This is a genomic window from Aquamicrobium segne (genome assembly GCF_042656785.1).
Taxonomy (GTDB): domain Bacteria; phylum Pseudomonadota; class Alphaproteobacteria; order Rhizobiales; family Rhizobiaceae; genus Mesorhizobium; species Mesorhizobium segne.
On sequence record NZ_JBHSLL010000051.1, the window covers coordinates 86,645 to 103,009 of the forward strand.

18 protein-coding genes and 1 pseudogene are annotated in these 16,365 nt (G+C 58.3%); 15 read left to right on the top strand and 4 right to left on the bottom strand.

Translation table 11 applies throughout. From position 1 onward, the window contains the following. Positions 1-75 precede the first annotated feature (75 nt). Positions 76-1,380 (top strand): plasmid replication protein RepC, encoded by a 1,305-nt coding sequence (gene repC, locus ACFPLB_RS13960; RefSeq protein WP_378230653.1) that lies wholly within the window; start codon positions 76-78, stop codon positions 1,378-1,380. A gap of 86 nt (positions 1,381-1,466) precedes the next feature. Here repC and ACFPLB_RS13965 read toward each other — a convergent pair. Next, a pseudogene (locus tag ACFPLB_RS13965) lies at positions 1,467-1,604 on the bottom strand (VapC toxin family PIN domain ribonuclease); the annotation flags it as partial. A gap of 142 nt (positions 1,605-1,746) precedes the next feature. Between ACFPLB_RS13965 and ACFPLB_RS13970 the strand changes: the two are divergent. Next, positions 1,747-2,013, top strand: coding sequence for a type II toxin-antitoxin system ParD family antitoxin (locus ACFPLB_RS13970; RefSeq protein WP_091523833.1), 267 nt, complete (start codon positions 1,747-1,749; stop codon positions 2,011-2,013). After that, the gene (locus ACFPLB_RS13975; protein ID WP_378230655.1) at positions 2,010-2,306 is read left to right on the top strand and encodes a type II toxin-antitoxin system RelE/ParE family toxin; all 297 of its coding nucleotides are present in this window, start codon (positions 2,010-2,012) and stop codon (positions 2,304-2,306) included. Before ACFPLB_RS13970 ends, ACFPLB_RS13975 begins: the two co-directional genes overlap by 4 nt. Positions 2,307-2,446: 140 nt before the next feature. Here the strand turns inward: ACFPLB_RS13975 and ACFPLB_RS13980 are convergent, their stop codons facing one another. Continuing rightward, the gene (locus ACFPLB_RS13980) at positions 2,447-3,505 is read right to left on the bottom strand and encodes a diguanylate cyclase domain-containing protein (RefSeq protein WP_378230657.1); all 1,059 of its coding nucleotides are present in this window, start codon (positions 3,503-3,505) and stop codon (positions 2,447-2,449) included. Between the two features lie 254 nt (positions 3,506-3,759). On the opposite strand from ACFPLB_RS13980, the gene ACFPLB_RS13985 reads away from it, so the two are divergent. Further along, positions 3,760-4,467: a helix-turn-helix transcriptional regulator gene (locus ACFPLB_RS13985; protein WP_378230659.1), complete on the top strand. Its 708-nt coding sequence runs from the start codon at positions 3,760-3,762 to the stop codon at positions 4,465-4,467. A gap of 135 nt (positions 4,468-4,602) precedes the next feature. Here ACFPLB_RS13985 and ACFPLB_RS13990 read toward each other — a convergent pair whose 3' ends face one another. Beyond that, complete coding sequence (locus ACFPLB_RS13990; RefSeq protein WP_378230661.1) at positions 4,603-5,532, bottom strand: recombinase family protein; 930 nt, start codon at positions 5,530-5,532, stop codon at positions 4,603-4,605. A gap of 134 nt (positions 5,533-5,666) precedes the next feature. On the opposite strand from ACFPLB_RS13990, the gene ACFPLB_RS13995 reads away from it, so the two are divergent. Further along, positions 5,667-6,005 (top strand): type II toxin-antitoxin system RelE/ParE family toxin, encoded by a 339-nt coding sequence (locus tag ACFPLB_RS13995; protein ID WP_378230663.1) that lies wholly within the window; start codon positions 5,667-5,669, stop codon positions 6,003-6,005. Further along, positions 6,002-6,343, top strand: a complete 342-nt coding sequence (locus ACFPLB_RS14000; protein WP_378230665.1) for a helix-turn-helix domain-containing protein — start codon at positions 6,002-6,004, stop codon at positions 6,341-6,343. The genes ACFPLB_RS13995 and ACFPLB_RS14000 overlap by 4 nt, the downstream gene beginning before the upstream one ends. A gap of 31 nt (positions 6,344-6,374) precedes the next feature. Here ACFPLB_RS14000 and ACFPLB_RS14005 read toward each other — a convergent pair whose 3' ends face one another. Beyond that, positions 6,375-7,556, bottom strand: coding sequence for a site-specific integrase (locus ACFPLB_RS14005; RefSeq protein WP_378230692.1), 1,182 nt, complete (start codon positions 7,554-7,556; stop codon positions 6,375-6,377). A gap of 275 nt (positions 7,557-7,831) precedes the next feature. Here ACFPLB_RS14005 and ACFPLB_RS14010 point away from each other — a divergent pair, with 275 nt between their 5' ends. From ACFPLB_RS14010 to ACFPLB_RS14050, 9 genes are all read left to right on the top strand, one after another. Continuing rightward, positions 7,832-8,698 (top strand): isocitrate lyase/PEP mutase family protein, encoded by an 867-nt coding sequence (locus tag ACFPLB_RS14010; RefSeq protein ID WP_378230667.1) that lies wholly within the window; start codon positions 7,832-7,834, stop codon positions 8,696-8,698. Positions 8,699-8,821: 123 nt separating this feature from the next. Next, on the top strand, positions 8,822-9,745 hold the full coding sequence (locus tag ACFPLB_RS14015) for a 3-hydroxyacyl-CoA dehydrogenase NAD-binding domain-containing protein (protein ID WP_378230669.1): 924 nt from the start codon (positions 8,822-8,824) through the stop codon (positions 9,743-9,745). Positions 9,746-9,809: 64 nt separating this feature from the next. Further along, positions 9,810-10,580 carry a GntR family transcriptional regulator gene (locus ACFPLB_RS14020; protein ID WP_378230671.1) on the top strand — a complete coding sequence of 257 codons (771 nt, stop codon included), beginning with the start codon at positions 9,810-9,812 and terminating at the stop codon, positions 10,578-10,580. A gap of 289 nt (positions 10,581-10,869) precedes the next feature. Further along, positions 10,870-11,547, top strand: a complete 678-nt coding sequence (locus tag ACFPLB_RS14025) for an isochorismatase family protein (protein ID WP_378230673.1) — start codon at positions 10,870-10,872, stop codon at positions 11,545-11,547. 1 nt (position 11,548) lies between these two features. Further along, complete coding sequence (locus ACFPLB_RS14030) at positions 11,549-12,484, top strand: polysaccharide deacetylase family protein (RefSeq protein WP_378230675.1); 936 nt, start codon at positions 11,549-11,551, stop codon at positions 12,482-12,484. Then, positions 12,484-13,407 (top strand): polysaccharide deacetylase family protein, encoded by a 924-nt coding sequence (locus ACFPLB_RS14035; RefSeq protein WP_378230676.1) that lies wholly within the window; start codon positions 12,484-12,486, stop codon positions 13,405-13,407. The genes ACFPLB_RS14030 and ACFPLB_RS14035 overlap by 1 nt, the downstream gene beginning before the upstream one ends. 65 nt (positions 13,408-13,472) lie before the next feature. Next, entirely contained in the window at positions 13,473-14,873 is a 1,401-nt protein-coding gene (gene leuC / locus ACFPLB_RS14040) for a 3-isopropylmalate dehydratase large subunit (protein WP_378230678.1), read from the top strand. A 10-nt stretch (positions 14,874-14,883) separates the two neighbouring features. Beyond that, entirely contained in the window at positions 14,884-15,498 is a 615-nt protein-coding gene (gene leuD / locus ACFPLB_RS14045) for a 3-isopropylmalate dehydratase small subunit (RefSeq protein WP_378230681.1), read from the top strand. Between the two features lie 53 nt (positions 15,499-15,551). Beyond that, a partial coding sequence (locus ACFPLB_RS14050; RefSeq protein WP_378230683.1) for an ABC transporter substrate-binding protein occupies positions 15,552-16,365 on the top strand: 814 nt, incomplete at its 3' end.

Consider the following 16,365-nt stretch of genomic DNA (forward strand, 5'->3'; position numbering starts at 1 on the left):
AGTGTCAAGCCCAACTCGGCCTGAGTAGTCGTTTCGGCGAGCAGATTTCTTTTGCCTAGCGATAGGTGAAGGACAATGCAGACGCATATCTCAACGACGCCCTTCGGGCGGCGAACGATGACGCTTGGCCAGATTGCAAATCAGGCAAGAGCAAGGGCGATGCCGAAAGAGGCGGTCGCCAATAAATGGCATGTATTCCAGCATATTCGCGAAGCCCGCGAACTGCTTGGCGCAACGGATCGCTCACTGGCAATCCTCAACGCCTTGCTTTCGTTCCATAGAGAAACAGAACTCTCGGCCGAGGGCGAGCTTATCGTCTGGCCATCGAACGAGCAGTTGATCGCCCGCGCCAATGGCATTTCGCCGGCGACACTCCGGCGGCATCTTGCTGTTCTGGTCGAATGTGGATTGATCATCCGGCGCGATAGCCCGAACGGCAAACGCTTTGCTCGTCGCAGCAGGGCAGGGGAGATCGAACAGGCCTATGGTTTTGATCTGTCACCAATCGTCGCTCGCGCTGCAGAGTTCAGGGATCTGGCTGAAGCAGCCCAGGCCGAAAAGAGGGCCTTCCGCGTCGCGCGGGAGCGCTTGACACTGCTGCGGCGCGATATCGTCAAGATGATCGATGCCGGGATCGAGGAGGGAGTGCCAGGGAACTGGGGCAGGGTGCTTCAGACCTATCAGGCTGTCATCTCCCGGCTTCCGCGCACGGCTTCGAGGCAGTTTATCGAAGACATTTGCGCTGAGCTTCACGAGCTGCATGCTGAAATCCGGGATGCATTGGAATCCTTTACAAAAACCCAGAATCTGAACGCCAATGAGTCTCATTTTGAACGCCACATACAGAATTCAAAACCAGACTCCATTTCTGAATCTGAAAATGGCTTTCGAAAAAAGAAAGAAGCGAGCGGCAGCGTTGCGGAAACCGACAACGTACGCAGCCTGCCTAAACGCGATCTGCCATTGAGCATCGTGCTGGATGCCTGCCCGGACATGCGGGAAGCGGCCCAAGCGCGCGAAATCCGACAGTGGCGCGATTTTCTGGCGGCAGCGGAACTGGTGCGAACGATGCTGGGGGTCAGTCCGAGCGCCTGGCAAGAGGCCCGCGAGGCCATGGGCGAGGTTCAGGCGGCAATTGCACTGGCGGCGATCTATCAGCGGGCGGAGCAGATTAACAGCGCCGGTGGCTATCTGCGCAGCCTGACCGACAAGGCGCGCGAAGGAAAATTCTCGACCTGGCCGATGGTAATGGCCCTGCTGCGTGCACGGCTGGACGAGGGGAAGCACCGACAAACCCCGGAAAACGTGATATCGGAACCCGGGCCACTGCTCGAAGTGTCGGATTCCCTTCTGAACAGCCTGCGAAAGCGGAAGCTGTGAACCCGTTACGCTCATCACCTGACAGAAGACGCTGGATCAATTGGGTGGAATTGGATGGGAGAATAGCTAGCCACAGGATGGGTCGATGTCCACGGATTGCAGAGATCGATCTCTAAGCTGCCGAAATCCAAGATGTTGCGCGTTGCAAGAGTGAGGTTGTGCGCGATTGCGGTGGCGCCGATCAAGCCATCCATTGACGACAGGCCGCGACGCTTTGAAAGGCCATCAAAGCTTCTCAAGCTAGCTCGGTTCCCGAGAGCCCGACCCGAAGGATGACGCTCAAATCTTCATCATCCGCGCAATCAGGACTTGATAACAGTTATTAAATGCCTCATTTTTAGAAGAAATCAGGAGCGAGGTGACGTCATGATCAGTGCCGACCTGGGCAAACAACTGGAAAGCTACGTCAAGCAGCTTGTCGATACGGGCCGCTATGGCTCAAAGAGCGAAGTTCTGCGCGAAGGCGTCCGGCTGATTCAGGATAGAGAGACACGTCTTGCTGCGCTGGACGCTTCGATCATGCGTGGTGTTGCCGATGCTGAAGCTGGCCGAACCGCGCCGGCCGGGAAGGTCTTCGATCGACTTGAGGCCAAGTACAAGGCTATGGCTCAAGAGGCAGAACGCTCCGCATGATCGTGGAACTCACGGATGAGGCGGAAGGCGATCTGGAAAGGATCGCCGACTACATTGCACGGGACAATCCCCGGCGGGCTCTAACCTTCATTCAGGAGCTTCGGACCAGCTGCCTGGAGCTGGCAGACACGCCGGAGGGCTTCGCGTTGGTGCCTCGCTATGAACGCCAAGGCATTCGCCGCCGGGTTCATGGCAGTTATCTGATTTTCTATCGCGTCCAGGGAGAGCGGATCATTGTGATCCACGTCCTTCACGGCGCGACCGACTACGCGGAAATCCTTTTCGCGAGTTAGCTCGACCGTAGCCGCCCGAAGAGGGTGGGGCACCTTGCCCAGTTTCGGGGTGCCTTTCTGAGCGCGACCCAGGAACTGGCGCAGCCTCTCGGCTTGGTGTGACGCGGATTACGGCTCAGCACAAATAGCCGGAGAGTAGACTATTCCTCAATCACCACGCTGCCGTCCCTGTGCTTTTTCGCACGATACATGGCCGCGTCGGCTGTCCGCAGAAGAGTTTCGAAGTCCACGCCGTTTCGGGGAAAGAGCGCGACGCCGATGGAAGCGGAGCAGGAAATTTGCCGGCCTTCGATCTCGAATGGCTGTCGAAGAGCATTCGAGATGCGGGAGAATATCCCCTCCGCATCAATCGACCGGAGTGGATCATCGACACAAATAATGAACTCATCACCACCGATGCGGCCGCAGATATCGGAGTCCCGTATGCTCGAGCGGAGCCGTTCGGCGACTTTGCGCAGAAGTTCATCGCCCATAATATGGCCGTAGGCATCATTCACGCGCTTGAAGTCGTCGAGATCGATAAACGCCAGCGCCAGCCTTCCTTCAAGGCCTCTCTGGGAAAGCCGGTTTTCAACCAGCGTCTTGATGAAGCTGCGATTGGGCAAACCAGTCAGATCGTCGTGATTTGCCTTGAAATTGAGCTCATCTTCACGCGCCTGAAGGTACTCGACACGCTGTTCCAACTCCGCTTGCTTGCGATCGCTTTCATGCAGCATCTCCGTCATGCGTGCACAGCCGAGCAGGGTCGTGATCGCCGGCAATTGATCGGTTTCGATGCGGATAGGCTTCCCGCCGGGGGCATCTGCCAGCAGAAGCAGAAAGCGATGTTTCCCGTGCTCGATCGGCAGATAGGCGATCGCCGGATTGTCATGTTCCGGAATCAGGCTTCCATATATGCTTGAAACGGCCTCGTGTTCGATCATTTCCGGCCCGCATGCAGGCCCGAACAGCGTGGCTGCCGGGACCTCGATGCTCCACGTCTGGCCAACCATGAATCGATCAGTTGAGAATACGCAAATGGCGTCACCGTGATCATCGAACCGAAGCAGGGCTGCCCAGCACCCAGCCCGATCCACGAGAACGTGGCTGATAGCGATTTCATAGGCCGATGACGGGGCACGACATTCCAGCACTGCTGAAATCTGGAGCGCCAGATCATCCCGACATGTTACGTCATCGGGAAGATCGATGCTGCTCAAGCCACAGTGCGGAAGTTGCGAATACCCCGATTGCTTCATGATGACGCTGCAAAACTCATGACCCGTACAAGTCGACCGGAAGCGATTTTCCCCGACGTGCACCCGAGATGCACCCGATCGTAAATATGAGCCGATATTATTTTGACCTGCTGGATCGTACCCCTCGTCACCTGAACAGTTTTCAATCAGCGCAAGCTGATGTAAAATAGTGACAGGGAGAAATTGAATAAATTTAACTGTTTACGGAGAGTGTGGTGCAGCGTCTCGCCGAGCCCGTCATGTCAATCTGTTCGGCGAATTCGGCGGTGGAACTGCAGCAGGCTTTGCAACTGGGTGTCGAGCGCTTCGGGTTCCAGAGCTACAACCTCTCGTTCCGAAAGAAAGATCGTCGCGAGTTCATGTCCCAGCCGACTATCACGAGCTGGAGCAGCGAGGATCTGGCGCGCTACGCTGACGAGGGATGGGTAGATAGGGATCCCCTGCTTGAACTGGCTGTGCGACCCACCGCGCCAATGGCCTGGACCCCTGCGCAATGGAGTTCTTCCGCTGAGCACGTGGCTTACGGACAATATATCGCCAGTACGGGGATTGTGAGTGGCGCGACAGCGCCGCTGGATCAGCGCGCGGAAACTCTGAGTGCGGTAACCGCCCTGTCCTTCATTGCGGCCCCGAGAAGCCAAAGCGATGCATACGCTATCCAGATACTTGGACAGATCGCGGTCACCCGGGCGGCGGTGTTGGGAATTCCGGGCGCCGACATTGCCGGCTTCCAGCATTTGCGCAGGCTTTCATCACGGCAGATGGAAATCCTGCAATGGGTAGCGCATGGAAAATCCAACGCGGATATAGCGGTCATTGTTGGCGGTTCGAAGCGGACCGTCGATTATCATGTTGCGGAAATTCTCAGAAAGCTCGAAGTCGCCAGCAAGGCACAGGCTGCCGCGATCTACTCCAGCCGCTGAGGCGGCGATCGAGACCATCCGCAAGATGATTGCCAGGACTTTGGGCTGTAATCGGGTAAGCCCGGCAGTTTTTGGCGACGCCTTATATGGTCCTTCCTGACAAAGGTAGGACCCCGAGCCTGATCTAGCCACAGATTACACCGTCTTGCCTGGCAAAAGCCCGGATCGTTTGGCTCGATCGAGCAGGTTCTTGACCGAAGACGGCGACCATTTTGTCCCGCCGCGCGGTGTGCGCTCGTGCAATCGCTCAAGCTGGCTGGCGATTTCGCGCAATGTCAGGTCGGGATTAGATGAATGAATGCCGGCAACCAGCGTCATCAGGCGATCTTCCGGCAGGCGAGGTGGCGATTTACGGAGCAGGGCTGCATCAGCCATGCCCTCGGCCACCATCCATTTGACCGCTCGTCGAAGGCGTTCCGGTGTCCAGTCGAGACCACGTTGCTTCAGGACACGGGCAATATCATCCCAGGTGTGATCGGGTCGCAGACGCTTCACGGTCGGAAGCCACTGGTCTGCTGTCGCCTGGATGCGTGTACCGTAGGCCGCTTTCTGCGCGGCCGTCATTTTAGCCAGCGCTTCCGGTCGGCGCTCCCGTATTCCCGGATTGCCTGGCAACCGCCCTTTAGCTTTGGCAGCCCTTATCCCGGCCTTGGTGCGCTCGGAGATCAGTGAACGCTCCAGCTGCGCCACGGCGCCGAGCACCTGCAGCGAAAACATGCCTTGAGGCGTCGAGGTGTCAATCGGATCGCGAAGCGACCGGAAATGCACGCCTTTTTCGGTCAGCCCCTCGATAACCTCAAGAAGATGGCTAACTGAGCGCGCCAGGCGATCGATCCGGACGACGACGAGCGTGTCGCCGCTGCCGATGTCGCGCAGAAGCTTCGACAAGGCAGGGCGAGCGCGTGATGCCCCCGAACCATGTTCCTGGACGATCGTCTCGCAGCCGGCTGCACGCAGCTCCATTTCCTGCGCTTCGGTCGCCTGTTCGTCCGTGGACACGCGGGCATAGCCGATAAGCCGGCCCTGTGGTCGACGGGAAGCACGATTTTGTATGTCAGCGGCCATTTGCAGCGCCTGAGAGAGAGAGAGAGGAAAGCGGTTTTCCAAATACATAGGATACGAATAAAGGATCGGTTGAGGGCGGCATTGACTCCTCCCGTCAGTATCTCATATATACCCCATTGGGTTATAGAGATCGCATGCAAACCATCGCAGAGACACCTTTGTTCATCAAGCAGGCGGCGGAGCTGTTCAGCGAAGACGAACGGAAGGAACTGATCGACTTTCTTGCTGCCAATCCGCAGGTGGGAGACGAGATTCCGGGCACTGGTGGCGTCCGCAAGATGCGGTTTGGCGCAAAAGGCAAGGGTAAGCGCGGCGGAGCCAGAGTCATCTACTACTGGTACAGCGACGATGCACCCATCTATGCGCTGCTGGCCTATGGAAAGAACGAGAAGGTCGATCTGAAGCCCGATGAGGCGAAGGCGGTTGCCGCGTTCGCCAAGGCGATCAAAGCGGCGAACAGGAGCAGGATATGAGCGAGATGACAAAATTCGGCGCCGATCTCATTCAGGCCATGTCTGAAGCATTGGCGCATAGTCAGGGCAAGGATGTTCCCGGCATCAAAGTCCACACGATCGATGTTGGTGCGGTTGATGCAAAGGCGATTCGCAAGAAGCTCGACCTTACCCAGGATGAAATGGCGACTGTGCTCGGAACCAGCCCTTCTGGCTACAAGAAGTGGGAGCAGGGTGTACGGCAGCCAAGCGGCGCTGCCCGCACATTACTTCGCGTCATGGACCGGGAGCCGGAGGCCGTGCTGCGTGCCCTGTCGTCTGATGATAAGGTTGCCGAGAATAGGGAAGCTGCCCACTGAGAAGGGCAGGGGAGGGAGGCTTTGCCGCCTCCTACAGCCCGGATGCCTTGGTGAGATTGACACGAAACCGATCCCTCCGCCGCTGGTACTTCCGGGTCATTTCAGCTGAAGCATGACCGAGCTGCTTTTGAACATAGCGCTCGTCGACTTCAGCGGAAGAAGCCAGACCTGCTCTGAGAGAGTGCCCGGAGAAGAGCTTTGCCCGTTCCTTTTCGCTCAGGTCACCGCGAACCCCGGCCGCCATTGCAGCACGTTTGACGAGGCGAGCGACCTGCTGGTCGTTGAGCCGATCTGCGCCGACCGCCTTGCCTTGTCCCGTAACACGCCGAAACAGCGGTCCATGGGCGATCCTTGCGAACCTGAGCCAGGTTTCAACCGCAACGACCGGGCAGGTGGTGTCAGACGAGCCACGCCCGACCTCCACTTCGCGCCAGCCGGTCTTGCCGCGCAGCGTCACCAGCATGCCCTTGTCGAGGATCTCGATCCATCCTCGGCCGTCTTCCGTCTGGTCTCGACCGCAATCCAGCCCGACGATTTCGGAGCGGCGAAGGCCGCCCGCAAATCCCAGCAGCAGCATGGCGCGGTCGCGCAGGCCGCGTAGGGTGCCCCTATCAAGGGTTTCAAGCATGGCGATCAGATCCTCGGGCAGGATCGCTTCCTTCTGCCGCGGCGGCGCGGCGTGGGTATTGCGGATCCCCGCCATCACGGTGGCGATATGGCGGTCCTTGCGGTCGAGCGGCTGGCCGCGCTGGGCATAGTTCCACGTCAGTGCCGACAGCCGGCGTTCGATCGTCGAGACTGAGCTCGGCTTTCGGTCGCCCGTTGCCTTCCCTGAAGCCTGAGCCGTGATGTAGAGGCCGATCACCTGCGGATCCGGCGGAAATATCTCGATGCCCTGCCGCCGGCACCAGGAGGAAAAATGCTTCCAGTCGGAGGCGTAGGCGCGGCGGGTATTGGCCGAGCTCGCCGCTTCCACATAATCGCGCGCGCGGTTCGCCAGTGCATCGAGATGCCCAGGCAAGCGTAGTGTCGAGACGACCGGAAGGGCAGGGGAGGGGCCTTCGGATTCCGGTGGCAGCTCTTCCGGAAGGCGGCCCATCTCCATGACGACGTCAACAATGTCTGGCAGATCGTCTTCCGGCGTCGTGGCGTAGGACGCTTCGGAAGGTCGCTCGACGTGATTTTCGTGGATTTGATCGACGTTTTGGACCATTTCCAAAGGGTATTTCAATACGAACGATAATGCAATCTTATCCCTCGTAATCTGAAGGAGACGAGCGGTGCGGTTACACCCAAAAAACACCAACATACTGCTCCACGACACCCGGCGATGTCCAAAAGTAGTCGCAGTAGTAATATGACCGTTCCGCTGCTTACTTTCGTGCCGGTGATAGCGCGGTTGTGGCTTAGTTGATATAATGGTATACAAATATATCTTTTATCCGACTTTGGGTTTGGCAAAGCGTCAAACATTGTGAGAAAGCCAAGATGACACTCCGCAAACGCCTCGCCGAGGCTCCAATATTGCTTGCACCAGGCGTGTTCGATGCGCTTTCGGCGCTGATTGCCGAGCAGGCCGGCGCCGAAGCCGTCTATCTGTCGGGGGCGTCGATTGCCTACACGCGCTTCGGACGCTCGGACGTCGGCCTTGTATCCATGAGTGAGGTGGCGGACACGGTGGCAGCGGTGCGCGACCGTGTGAAGCTGCCGATCATTGCCGATGCCGACAATGGCTTTGGCAATGCACTGAACGTCCAGCGCACTGTTCGCGTGTTCGAGAGGATGGGTGCCAATGCCTTGCAGCTTGAGGATCAGACGATGCCCAAGCGCTGTGGGCACCTCGACGGCAAGCAGTTGATCTCACTTGGCGAGATGGCGGGTAAGATCAGGGCCGCGTGTGATGCGCGTTCGAACGATGAGACGCTTATCATTGGCCGCACGGATGCGATTGCGGTTGAAGGGTTCGAAGCAGCTATCGAGCGGGCGGAAGCGTATCTGGAGGCTGGAGCCGACATGCTTTTTATCGAGGCGCCGCAATCCGTTGAACAGTTGGACACGATCTGCAAGACTTTTGTCGGACGCGTGCCACTGATGGCGAATATGATTGAAGGTGGTAAAACGCCGATCTTTAATGCTGCCGACCTGCAGGCGCGCGGCTTCTCCTTCGTGATCTTCCCCGGTGGCATTGTGCGAGCGATCGCCAAGACTGCACGCGAGTATTATGCGAGTCTCTTGATTAACGGTTCCAATGAGGTATTCCGTGATCGCATGTTCGATTTCGTCGGGCTCAACAACGTGATCGGCACGCACGAGCTACTAGAAGGTGCGAAGATTTACGACAGGGATATTGTTTGAGCCGATATCGTCGCGAATTCAGGTGCGAAAGATATAAAACATAACCGTAGCGCGTTGATCTTCTGATAAGCTTCCCACCATGATGAGGAGCAACGTTTCAGCTGTTGCTTTGGAGAATGCCGTATGAACGCTGCAACCGGTCCTGTCGCAATTGTTGGCGGTGGTTTGATTGGGATCAGCTGGAGCGCGCTGTTTCAAGCGTTTGGACACGACGTTGCGCTGTATGAGCCTGCCGACTCGGCGCGGGAACTGGTCATAGGACGTGTCGAACGGCTTCGTGCCCAACTGGCGGATGTCCTGCCTGTAAAGTCTGTACCGGGAAACATACGCGTGACTGGTGTCCTTGAAGACGCGCTCAGCGATGCGTGCTGGATTCAGGAGAACACACCTGAGGATATTTCCATAAAGCGCGATGTCTACTCGGAAATCGAAAAGTTTGCACCGCCGGAGGTGACCATCGCATCCTCGACGTCGTCGTTTGTATGGTCGACGCTGAGTGCCCGGATGATGGAGCCGCAGCGTCTGATAACAGCGCACCCGTTCAACCCGCCGCATCTTATGCCGCTGGTTGAACTGTACGGACGGGACGTCGCGCGTGTCACTGCAGCCGTCGAATTCTATCGCAGCTGTGGGCGTCATCCGGTTGTTCTCAAGCGGGAGGCCGTCGGTCACATAGCAAATCGGCTTTCTTCTGCTTTGTGGCGCGAGGCTGTCAATATGGTAGCGGAAGGCATTGCAGACGTGTCAGCGATAGATGAGGCGCTGGTCTACGGACCAGGTCTGCGCTGGTCGGTTGTGGGTGCGCATATGGCGTATCACCTGGGCGGCGGTCCGGGGGGGATTGAACACTATCTGGCGCATTTGGGCCCGAGCCAGGAACAGAGGTGGAAAGATCTTGGCAATCCGAGTCTGGATGCGAAAACCCAAGAGCTTCTAATTGCTGGTGTTAGAGCGGAGGCTGCAGGCCGAGATATTTCAACGCTGGAAACCCAGCGCGATGACGGCTTGATCGCTGCGCAGATTGCATTGCGTTCCCGGCGTCCATGAGATTTGGTAGGCGGTCCCTCGTTGTCTAGCAGTCAGGAATTCCCTGCAGTAAGGTGTTCATAGCATGTCCGAGAGGAATTCTCCGACGCCCCTCTATCATCGCATTTACAGTGTTCTGCGCGAGCGGATTGTAAATGGCTATTATCGGGCGGGTGTGGCTATGCCGAGCGAGGCAGAACTTGCTGCGAGCTTCAATGTCAGTCGCATCACCATCCGTAAGGCGATGGAAATATTGACAGCAGAATCGCTGGTAACCCGGACACGCGGACGCGGAACATTCGTTTCCGAGCAGGCAAGTGACAACAACTTCAACCGGGCGGTGGTTGCTGATGTGCAGGGCTTGTTGAACTACCTGAACGCGGTGGGGCAGAGCACAAAGCTCAAGGTCGTCAGCCTGGATAAGGGTATTGCGCCACCACGTATTTCGGCTCAGCTGGGCATCTCGCCGACAAGCGAACTTGTACGGGCGGTGCGCGTCCGAGAGATGCAGCGCATGCCCTATTCTCTATCTATCGCCTATCTGCTGCCGCAGATCGGTGACAGCATCAAGCGTCAGGACCTGACATCAATTACGATGATTGATCTCGTGCAACGCGCGGGGGCAGATGTCGAACATGTGGAGCAGGTGATGACTGCTACACTTGCCGATGAGATTGCCGCCGAGCATCTGGAAATACCGGTTGGTGCTCCGCTGATGCGTGTCAACCGGCTGTTTTTCAACAAGCAGGCAGTTCCGTTCTATGCTGCGGAGATCTTTTACCGGGCTGATCGATATGAGTACCGCTTGTCGCTGCGGCGCGAGCCGGGCAAGGATTTTCTCCTCCAAAATTCCTGACGTCTGAGGTTTTGGATAGCCGACGCAGGGTCGGGTCTTTTCCACGCAACGGCCATGTCCGTTTGCGCAGCGAATATCTGACACCTTCAGCCGACCCTATTGGTGGCTTCAACCCCTCTTGTCCTCCAATCCACGAAGAAGCGACCGTGATGTAGTTCATCGCGTTTGATATGATGGAATCTTGCCAAAAATAGCTTTACAAATGGCATAAAGAGATAACATTATATTCTTGTGGTGTGGGTTGGGCTGCCGGCCTGCTGGAATAGTTTGTTGCCGATTGGAGGGCGTCATGGAACTATCATCGCTAACAGCGCGTCAGATTTTTGAGCACGCCAAAGCTAACCCCACACGGCGACGTTTCGGGTTCGGCAAAAAGCCGATGCTCATCAATATCGACTTGCAATGCTCCTATACGGCAGTCGGTGAGTTCAATACCGCCTATGAAACGGATCCGAAGCAGCTCGACTACGTCAATCAGCTTTCAGATCTGGCGCGCCAGAAGGGGTTGCCGGTCACCTGGACCTACGTGGCCTACATGGAATCCGGTGAAGACTGCGGTGTGTGGGGTACACGTACCGACACGCCGGACTCGCTCCAGAACATCAAGGTTGGTTCGCGTCGGGCGGATTTTGACCCGCGCCTGAAGATCGATCGCGTCAAGGACATCATTATCAACAAGCGCATGGCTTCGCCGTTCCACGAGACCAATCTGCAGTCGCTGATGGTCTGGCATCAGTGTGATACGGTCGTACTGACCGGTGGCTCCACGTCAGGCTGCGTGCGCGCATGCGTCGTCGACGCAATCTCGCGTGGCTACCGCGTCATCGTTCCGGAAGAGTGTGTCGCGGACAAGCACGAGAGCCCGCACTTTGCCAACCTCTACGACATTTCGGTAAAGTACGGCGACGTCATCCCGGTTGCAGACGCAATCGCATGGTATGAAGCCTACCAGCCTGAGGCGCGTTGAGATGAGCGAGACGGTCATGCAATCCGACCTCGGTCTCTACGACTATTTGCCCTGGCCGGGGCGTCCCAAGATCGCCTGGCCGGACGGCAAGAAGATTGCTGTCTGGATCGCGCCCAACATTGAGTTCTACGAATACAATCCGCCGAACAATCCGACGCGCACGCCATGGGGGCGCCCGAACCCCGACGTGCTGCAATATTCGCATCGCGACTACGGCAACCGTGCCGGCTGGCAGCGCATGATGGCCGCAATGGATCGCGCGGGATTCCGCGGGTCCGTCTCGCTTAACGTGGCCCTGTGCGATCACCATCCTGAGATCATCAAAGCCTGTGCGGATCGCGGCTGGGAGTTCTTCTCGCACGGCATCTACAATACCCGCTACGTCTATAACATGACGATCGAGCAGGAGCGCGAGATCATTCGCGACGCGTTCGACACGGTGCGTAAGCATACGGGTCAGAAACTTGCGGGCTGGCTGTCGCCGGCGCTGTCGAACAACATGTGGACCATGGATATCCTCGCAGAAGCCGGCATCCAGTACACCTGCGACATGTTTCATGACGACCAGCCGATGCCGGTCAAGGTGAAATCTGGCAAGCTGATCTCGATGCCGTACTCGCTCGAGATGAACGATGTCATCGTCTACAACAGTCAGAAGGTGACACCGCGCCACTACGGCGAGATCATCAAGCGCCAGTTCGACCAGCTCTACAAGGAAGCTGACGAGAGCGGTACGGTGATGTGCATTCCGCTGCACCCTTATCTTGTGGGCCAGCCGCATCGCATCGACGCCTTTGCCGAGGCTATCGAATACATCGCCGGTCATGACGGCGTATGGCAGACCACCGGACGCGAGATTGCGCAAGCCTATCATGCAAGCGGAGCCTATGACGCGATGATCGCTGCCATGGCCGCGCATAGAGAGGGAGGTCGCTAATGCCGCTTCCAGAGGATTATCTCGATTATCCCGAGCGCCACTATGGCATGGACCACGATCGTTACGACTGGTCCGACATGTTCGAGCGCAAGCCGATCCAGTGGCCGAACGGCGCACGGGTGGCGCTGTCGATCGTGACCCATGTCCAGCACTTCCCGTTGGACATGCCGGCAAAGCCGTTCAAAGCGCCCGGCGCATTGTCGATGCCCTATCCGGATTTCCGCTACTTCACCAACCGTGACTACGGCAATCGCGTCGGCATATTTCGCGTTCTGACGCTTCTGAAGGAAATGGGCCTGACGTCGAGCTTTGCGGTCAACGGCATCATTGCTTTGCGCTATCCGGCTGTGGTCAAGGCGGTTGTCGATGGCGGCCACGAAGTCGTGGCGCATGGTCTCGACATGGGCAAGGTACACCATTCCGGCCTGACGACCGACGAGGAAAACGCGATCGTTGCCGAGACGCTGCTTCTGTTGCGCGAGGGCTCAGGCCAGGCGGTCGAGGGCTGGCTGTCGCCTGGCCGCGCGCAGGGCTTCAACACGCCGGAAATATTGGCACGCAACGGCGTCACCTATGGCCTCGACTGGGCGAATGACGATCTGCCCTACGAGATGCGCACCAAGGATGGTCCGCTTCTGGCTATGCCACTTGCCTACGAGACCGACGATCGCGTGGTGTCCAACGAGTACTTCCATTCGGAAGTCGAGTGGGTGCAGCAGGTCAAGGACCGATTTGATGTGCTCTATCGCGAGAGCGCGGACTATGGCGGCCGGGTGATGAGCTTGCCGCTGCATTCCTGGGTTTCGGGGATGCCGTACCGCATCGAATATCTGCGCGAGGTGCTCGACTATATCGTGGCGCATGAGGGCGTGTGGACCGCTTCCGCGGGCGATATCGCCGAGGCGTTCCGGGCGCAGGCTTAGTGATTGCCGGGCCGTGCATCTCAATGACGCGCGGTCCCAAGCCGCAATGACAGGACAGTGAAAGCATGACCAGCGAAGCGCGGACAATGTTCGGAAAGATCTGGGAGGCGCATGAAATATTGCGTCATCCGGCCGGCCCGTCGTTGCTCTACATCGACCGCGACATGATTCACGAAGGCAGTTTTCATGCGTTCGCGGACCTGAAACGTCGGGGGCTGAAGCCGCGGCGTCCAAAGCAGATATTTGGCGTTGCCGATCACTATGTGCCGACGCTGGGGCGCAGCGCAGCCGATGCGGCGAGCCCGGCGATCGCGAAGATGATCGACACGTTCGACGAGAACATGGAATGGGGCGGTGTGCGCCATTTCGGGCTCAACAGCCGCGAACAAGGCATCGTGCACGTGGTCGCACCCGAGCAGGGCATCACTCTGCCGGGACTGACGATCGTGTGCTCGGATAGCCATACGTCCACACAAGGCGCGTTGGGCGCGATCGCGTTTGGCATCGGCCAGTCGGAAAATGCGCATGTTTTGGCGACGCAGACGCTGTGGCAGGTGCGCCCGAAGACGATGCGCGTCACCGTCAACGGTTCGCTCGGACACGGTGTGACGGCCAAGGATGTGGTGCTGGCGCTGATCGCCCAGATCGGCGCGGCGGGCGCGGGCGGTTATGCTATCGAATATGCTGGCCAGGTGGTGCGCGGTCTGTCGATCGAGGGACGCCTGACACTGTGCAACATGTCGATCGAGGCCGCGGCACGCCTCGGCATGGTTGCTCCGGATGAGACGACGTTCAACTACATTCGCGGTCGGCACTTTGCGCCGTCCGAACAGGAATGGGATGCAGCTGTAGCTGCATGGCGCGAACTGCCGAGCGACAACGAGGCGGTGTTCGACCGTGAAGTGGTGCTGGAAGGCCGCGACATCGCGCCGATGGTGACTTGGGGCACGTCGCCGGAAGACGCCATCGCGATCACCGCGCATGTGCCCGACCCGGCCAGTTTCGCGAGCGTCGAAAAGCGCAAGGCAGCGGCGAAGTCGCTGGAATACATGGACCTGACCCCCGGCACCAAACTCGACGGGCTGAAGATCGATAAGGTTTTCATCGGTTCGTGCACCAACAGCCGGATCGAAGACCTGCGCGCCGCGGCGGCAGTGTTGAAGGGCCGCAAGACGGCGGTGCAGGCGATCATCGTGCCCGGTTCGACACAGGTAAAAGCGCAGGCCGAGGCCGAAGGCATTGCGCAGATATTCCGCGACGCAGGGTTCGAGTGGCGAGAGAGCGGCTGCTCGATGTGCGCTGCGATGAACGGCGATGTTGTCGGGCAGGGCGAACGCTGTGCATCGACCTCGAACCGCAATTTCGTTGGCCGTCAGGGACCTGGCGCACGCACGCATCTCGTCAGCCCGGCAATGGCAGCGGCGGCTGCCGTGACCGGCGCGCTGACCGACGTGCGCAAGCTGTGAGGAGTGCGCGATGAAGGCTTTCACCAGGGAAACCTCCACTGTAGTCGCGATCCCGGGTGTCAACTGCGACACCGACCAGATCATTCCAGGCCGCTTTCTCAAGTCAGACCGCGCGCAGGGCTATGGCCAGTTCCTCTTCCATGACATTCGTCGCGACGAGAGCGGCGAGTTGTGTGCGGAATTCCCACTTAACCGGCCCGGCGCTGAGAAAGCGACAATCTTGCTGGTCGAGGACAATTTTGGCTGCGGTTCATCGCGCGAAGGCGCGGTCTACACGCTCGCCGACCACGGTATCCGGGCCCTGATTGGGCCGAGCTTCGGCGACATTTTCTACAATAACGCGCTGAAGAACGGCATCATCCCGGTAACCCTTCCGACTGCCCATTGCGAGGCCCTGGCCAACCATCTGGCGCAGTATCCGGACGTCGAGGTCACTGTCGACCTTGAAGCTGAACAGCTTGTGCTGCCGGGTAATCTCGGAACCTTCCCCGTCAAGATTGACCCGTTTGCACGGGACGCCATCCTGCGGGGGCTGGATGAGTTGCAAATGACATTGACCTACCTGGAGCGGATCCAAGCCTTCGAGAAGGCGAGAATGGCTTCAAACCCTTGGCTGGACCGATGACGGCGGGAAGGCTGCAAACAATTTTAACCGTCGGTGAACACTAGGAGATTGAAATGGCCCATACGATCGATCGTCGTACATTACTTAAAGCTACGGGTGCCACTGCGCTCGTTGGTGGTCTGTCAATGCCGTCCATCCTGCGCGCGCAGACCGCTGTGGTGAAGGTTGGCGTGGTTGAGCCGCTGACTGGCAACCTCGCTTACAACGGCACCCAGTCCGCAGCTGGTGCAAAGTTCGCTGCTGAGGCGATCAATGCTGCTGGTGGCATCAAGAGCATGGGAGGAGCAAAGATCGAGCTCGTCGTCGTTGACGCGCAGAGCCGCCCAGAAGTCGCTGCATCTGCAGTCGACACGCTGGCGGAAGCCGGAGCTTGCGCTTTTATCGGTGCATCTGCTTCGGCTCTGGGTCTCGCGTCCTCGCAGGCTGCCGCCAAGTACGACCTTGCTCAGGTCTTCAACATCGGCACCGCCGAGGCGATCGTCGAGCGTGGCCTGCACAATGTGTTCCGCTTCACGCCGGGCGTGACCAAGTGCACCAACGTTGCTCTCGAGAACCTCAAACTATTGAACGAGAAGGCCGGCAACCCGGTCAAGACCGCAGCGATCGTACATGAAGACGGCCCGTTTGGTTCGAACATGGCCAAGATCATGGTCGAGCGCCTGAAGGAGCAGAACATCGAGGTTGTCGAGACCATCTCGCACCCGACCCCGCATCGCGACTTCAACAACATCGCGCTGCGCGTAAAGGCCTCGAAGGCCGACATGCTGATCCCGTCCAATTACATCAACGAGTACACGCTTGTCGATTTACACTTCAATCTGAGACTCTGGCATTCTGTGCGAGAAAGTTACACTCCAATTGAGACTA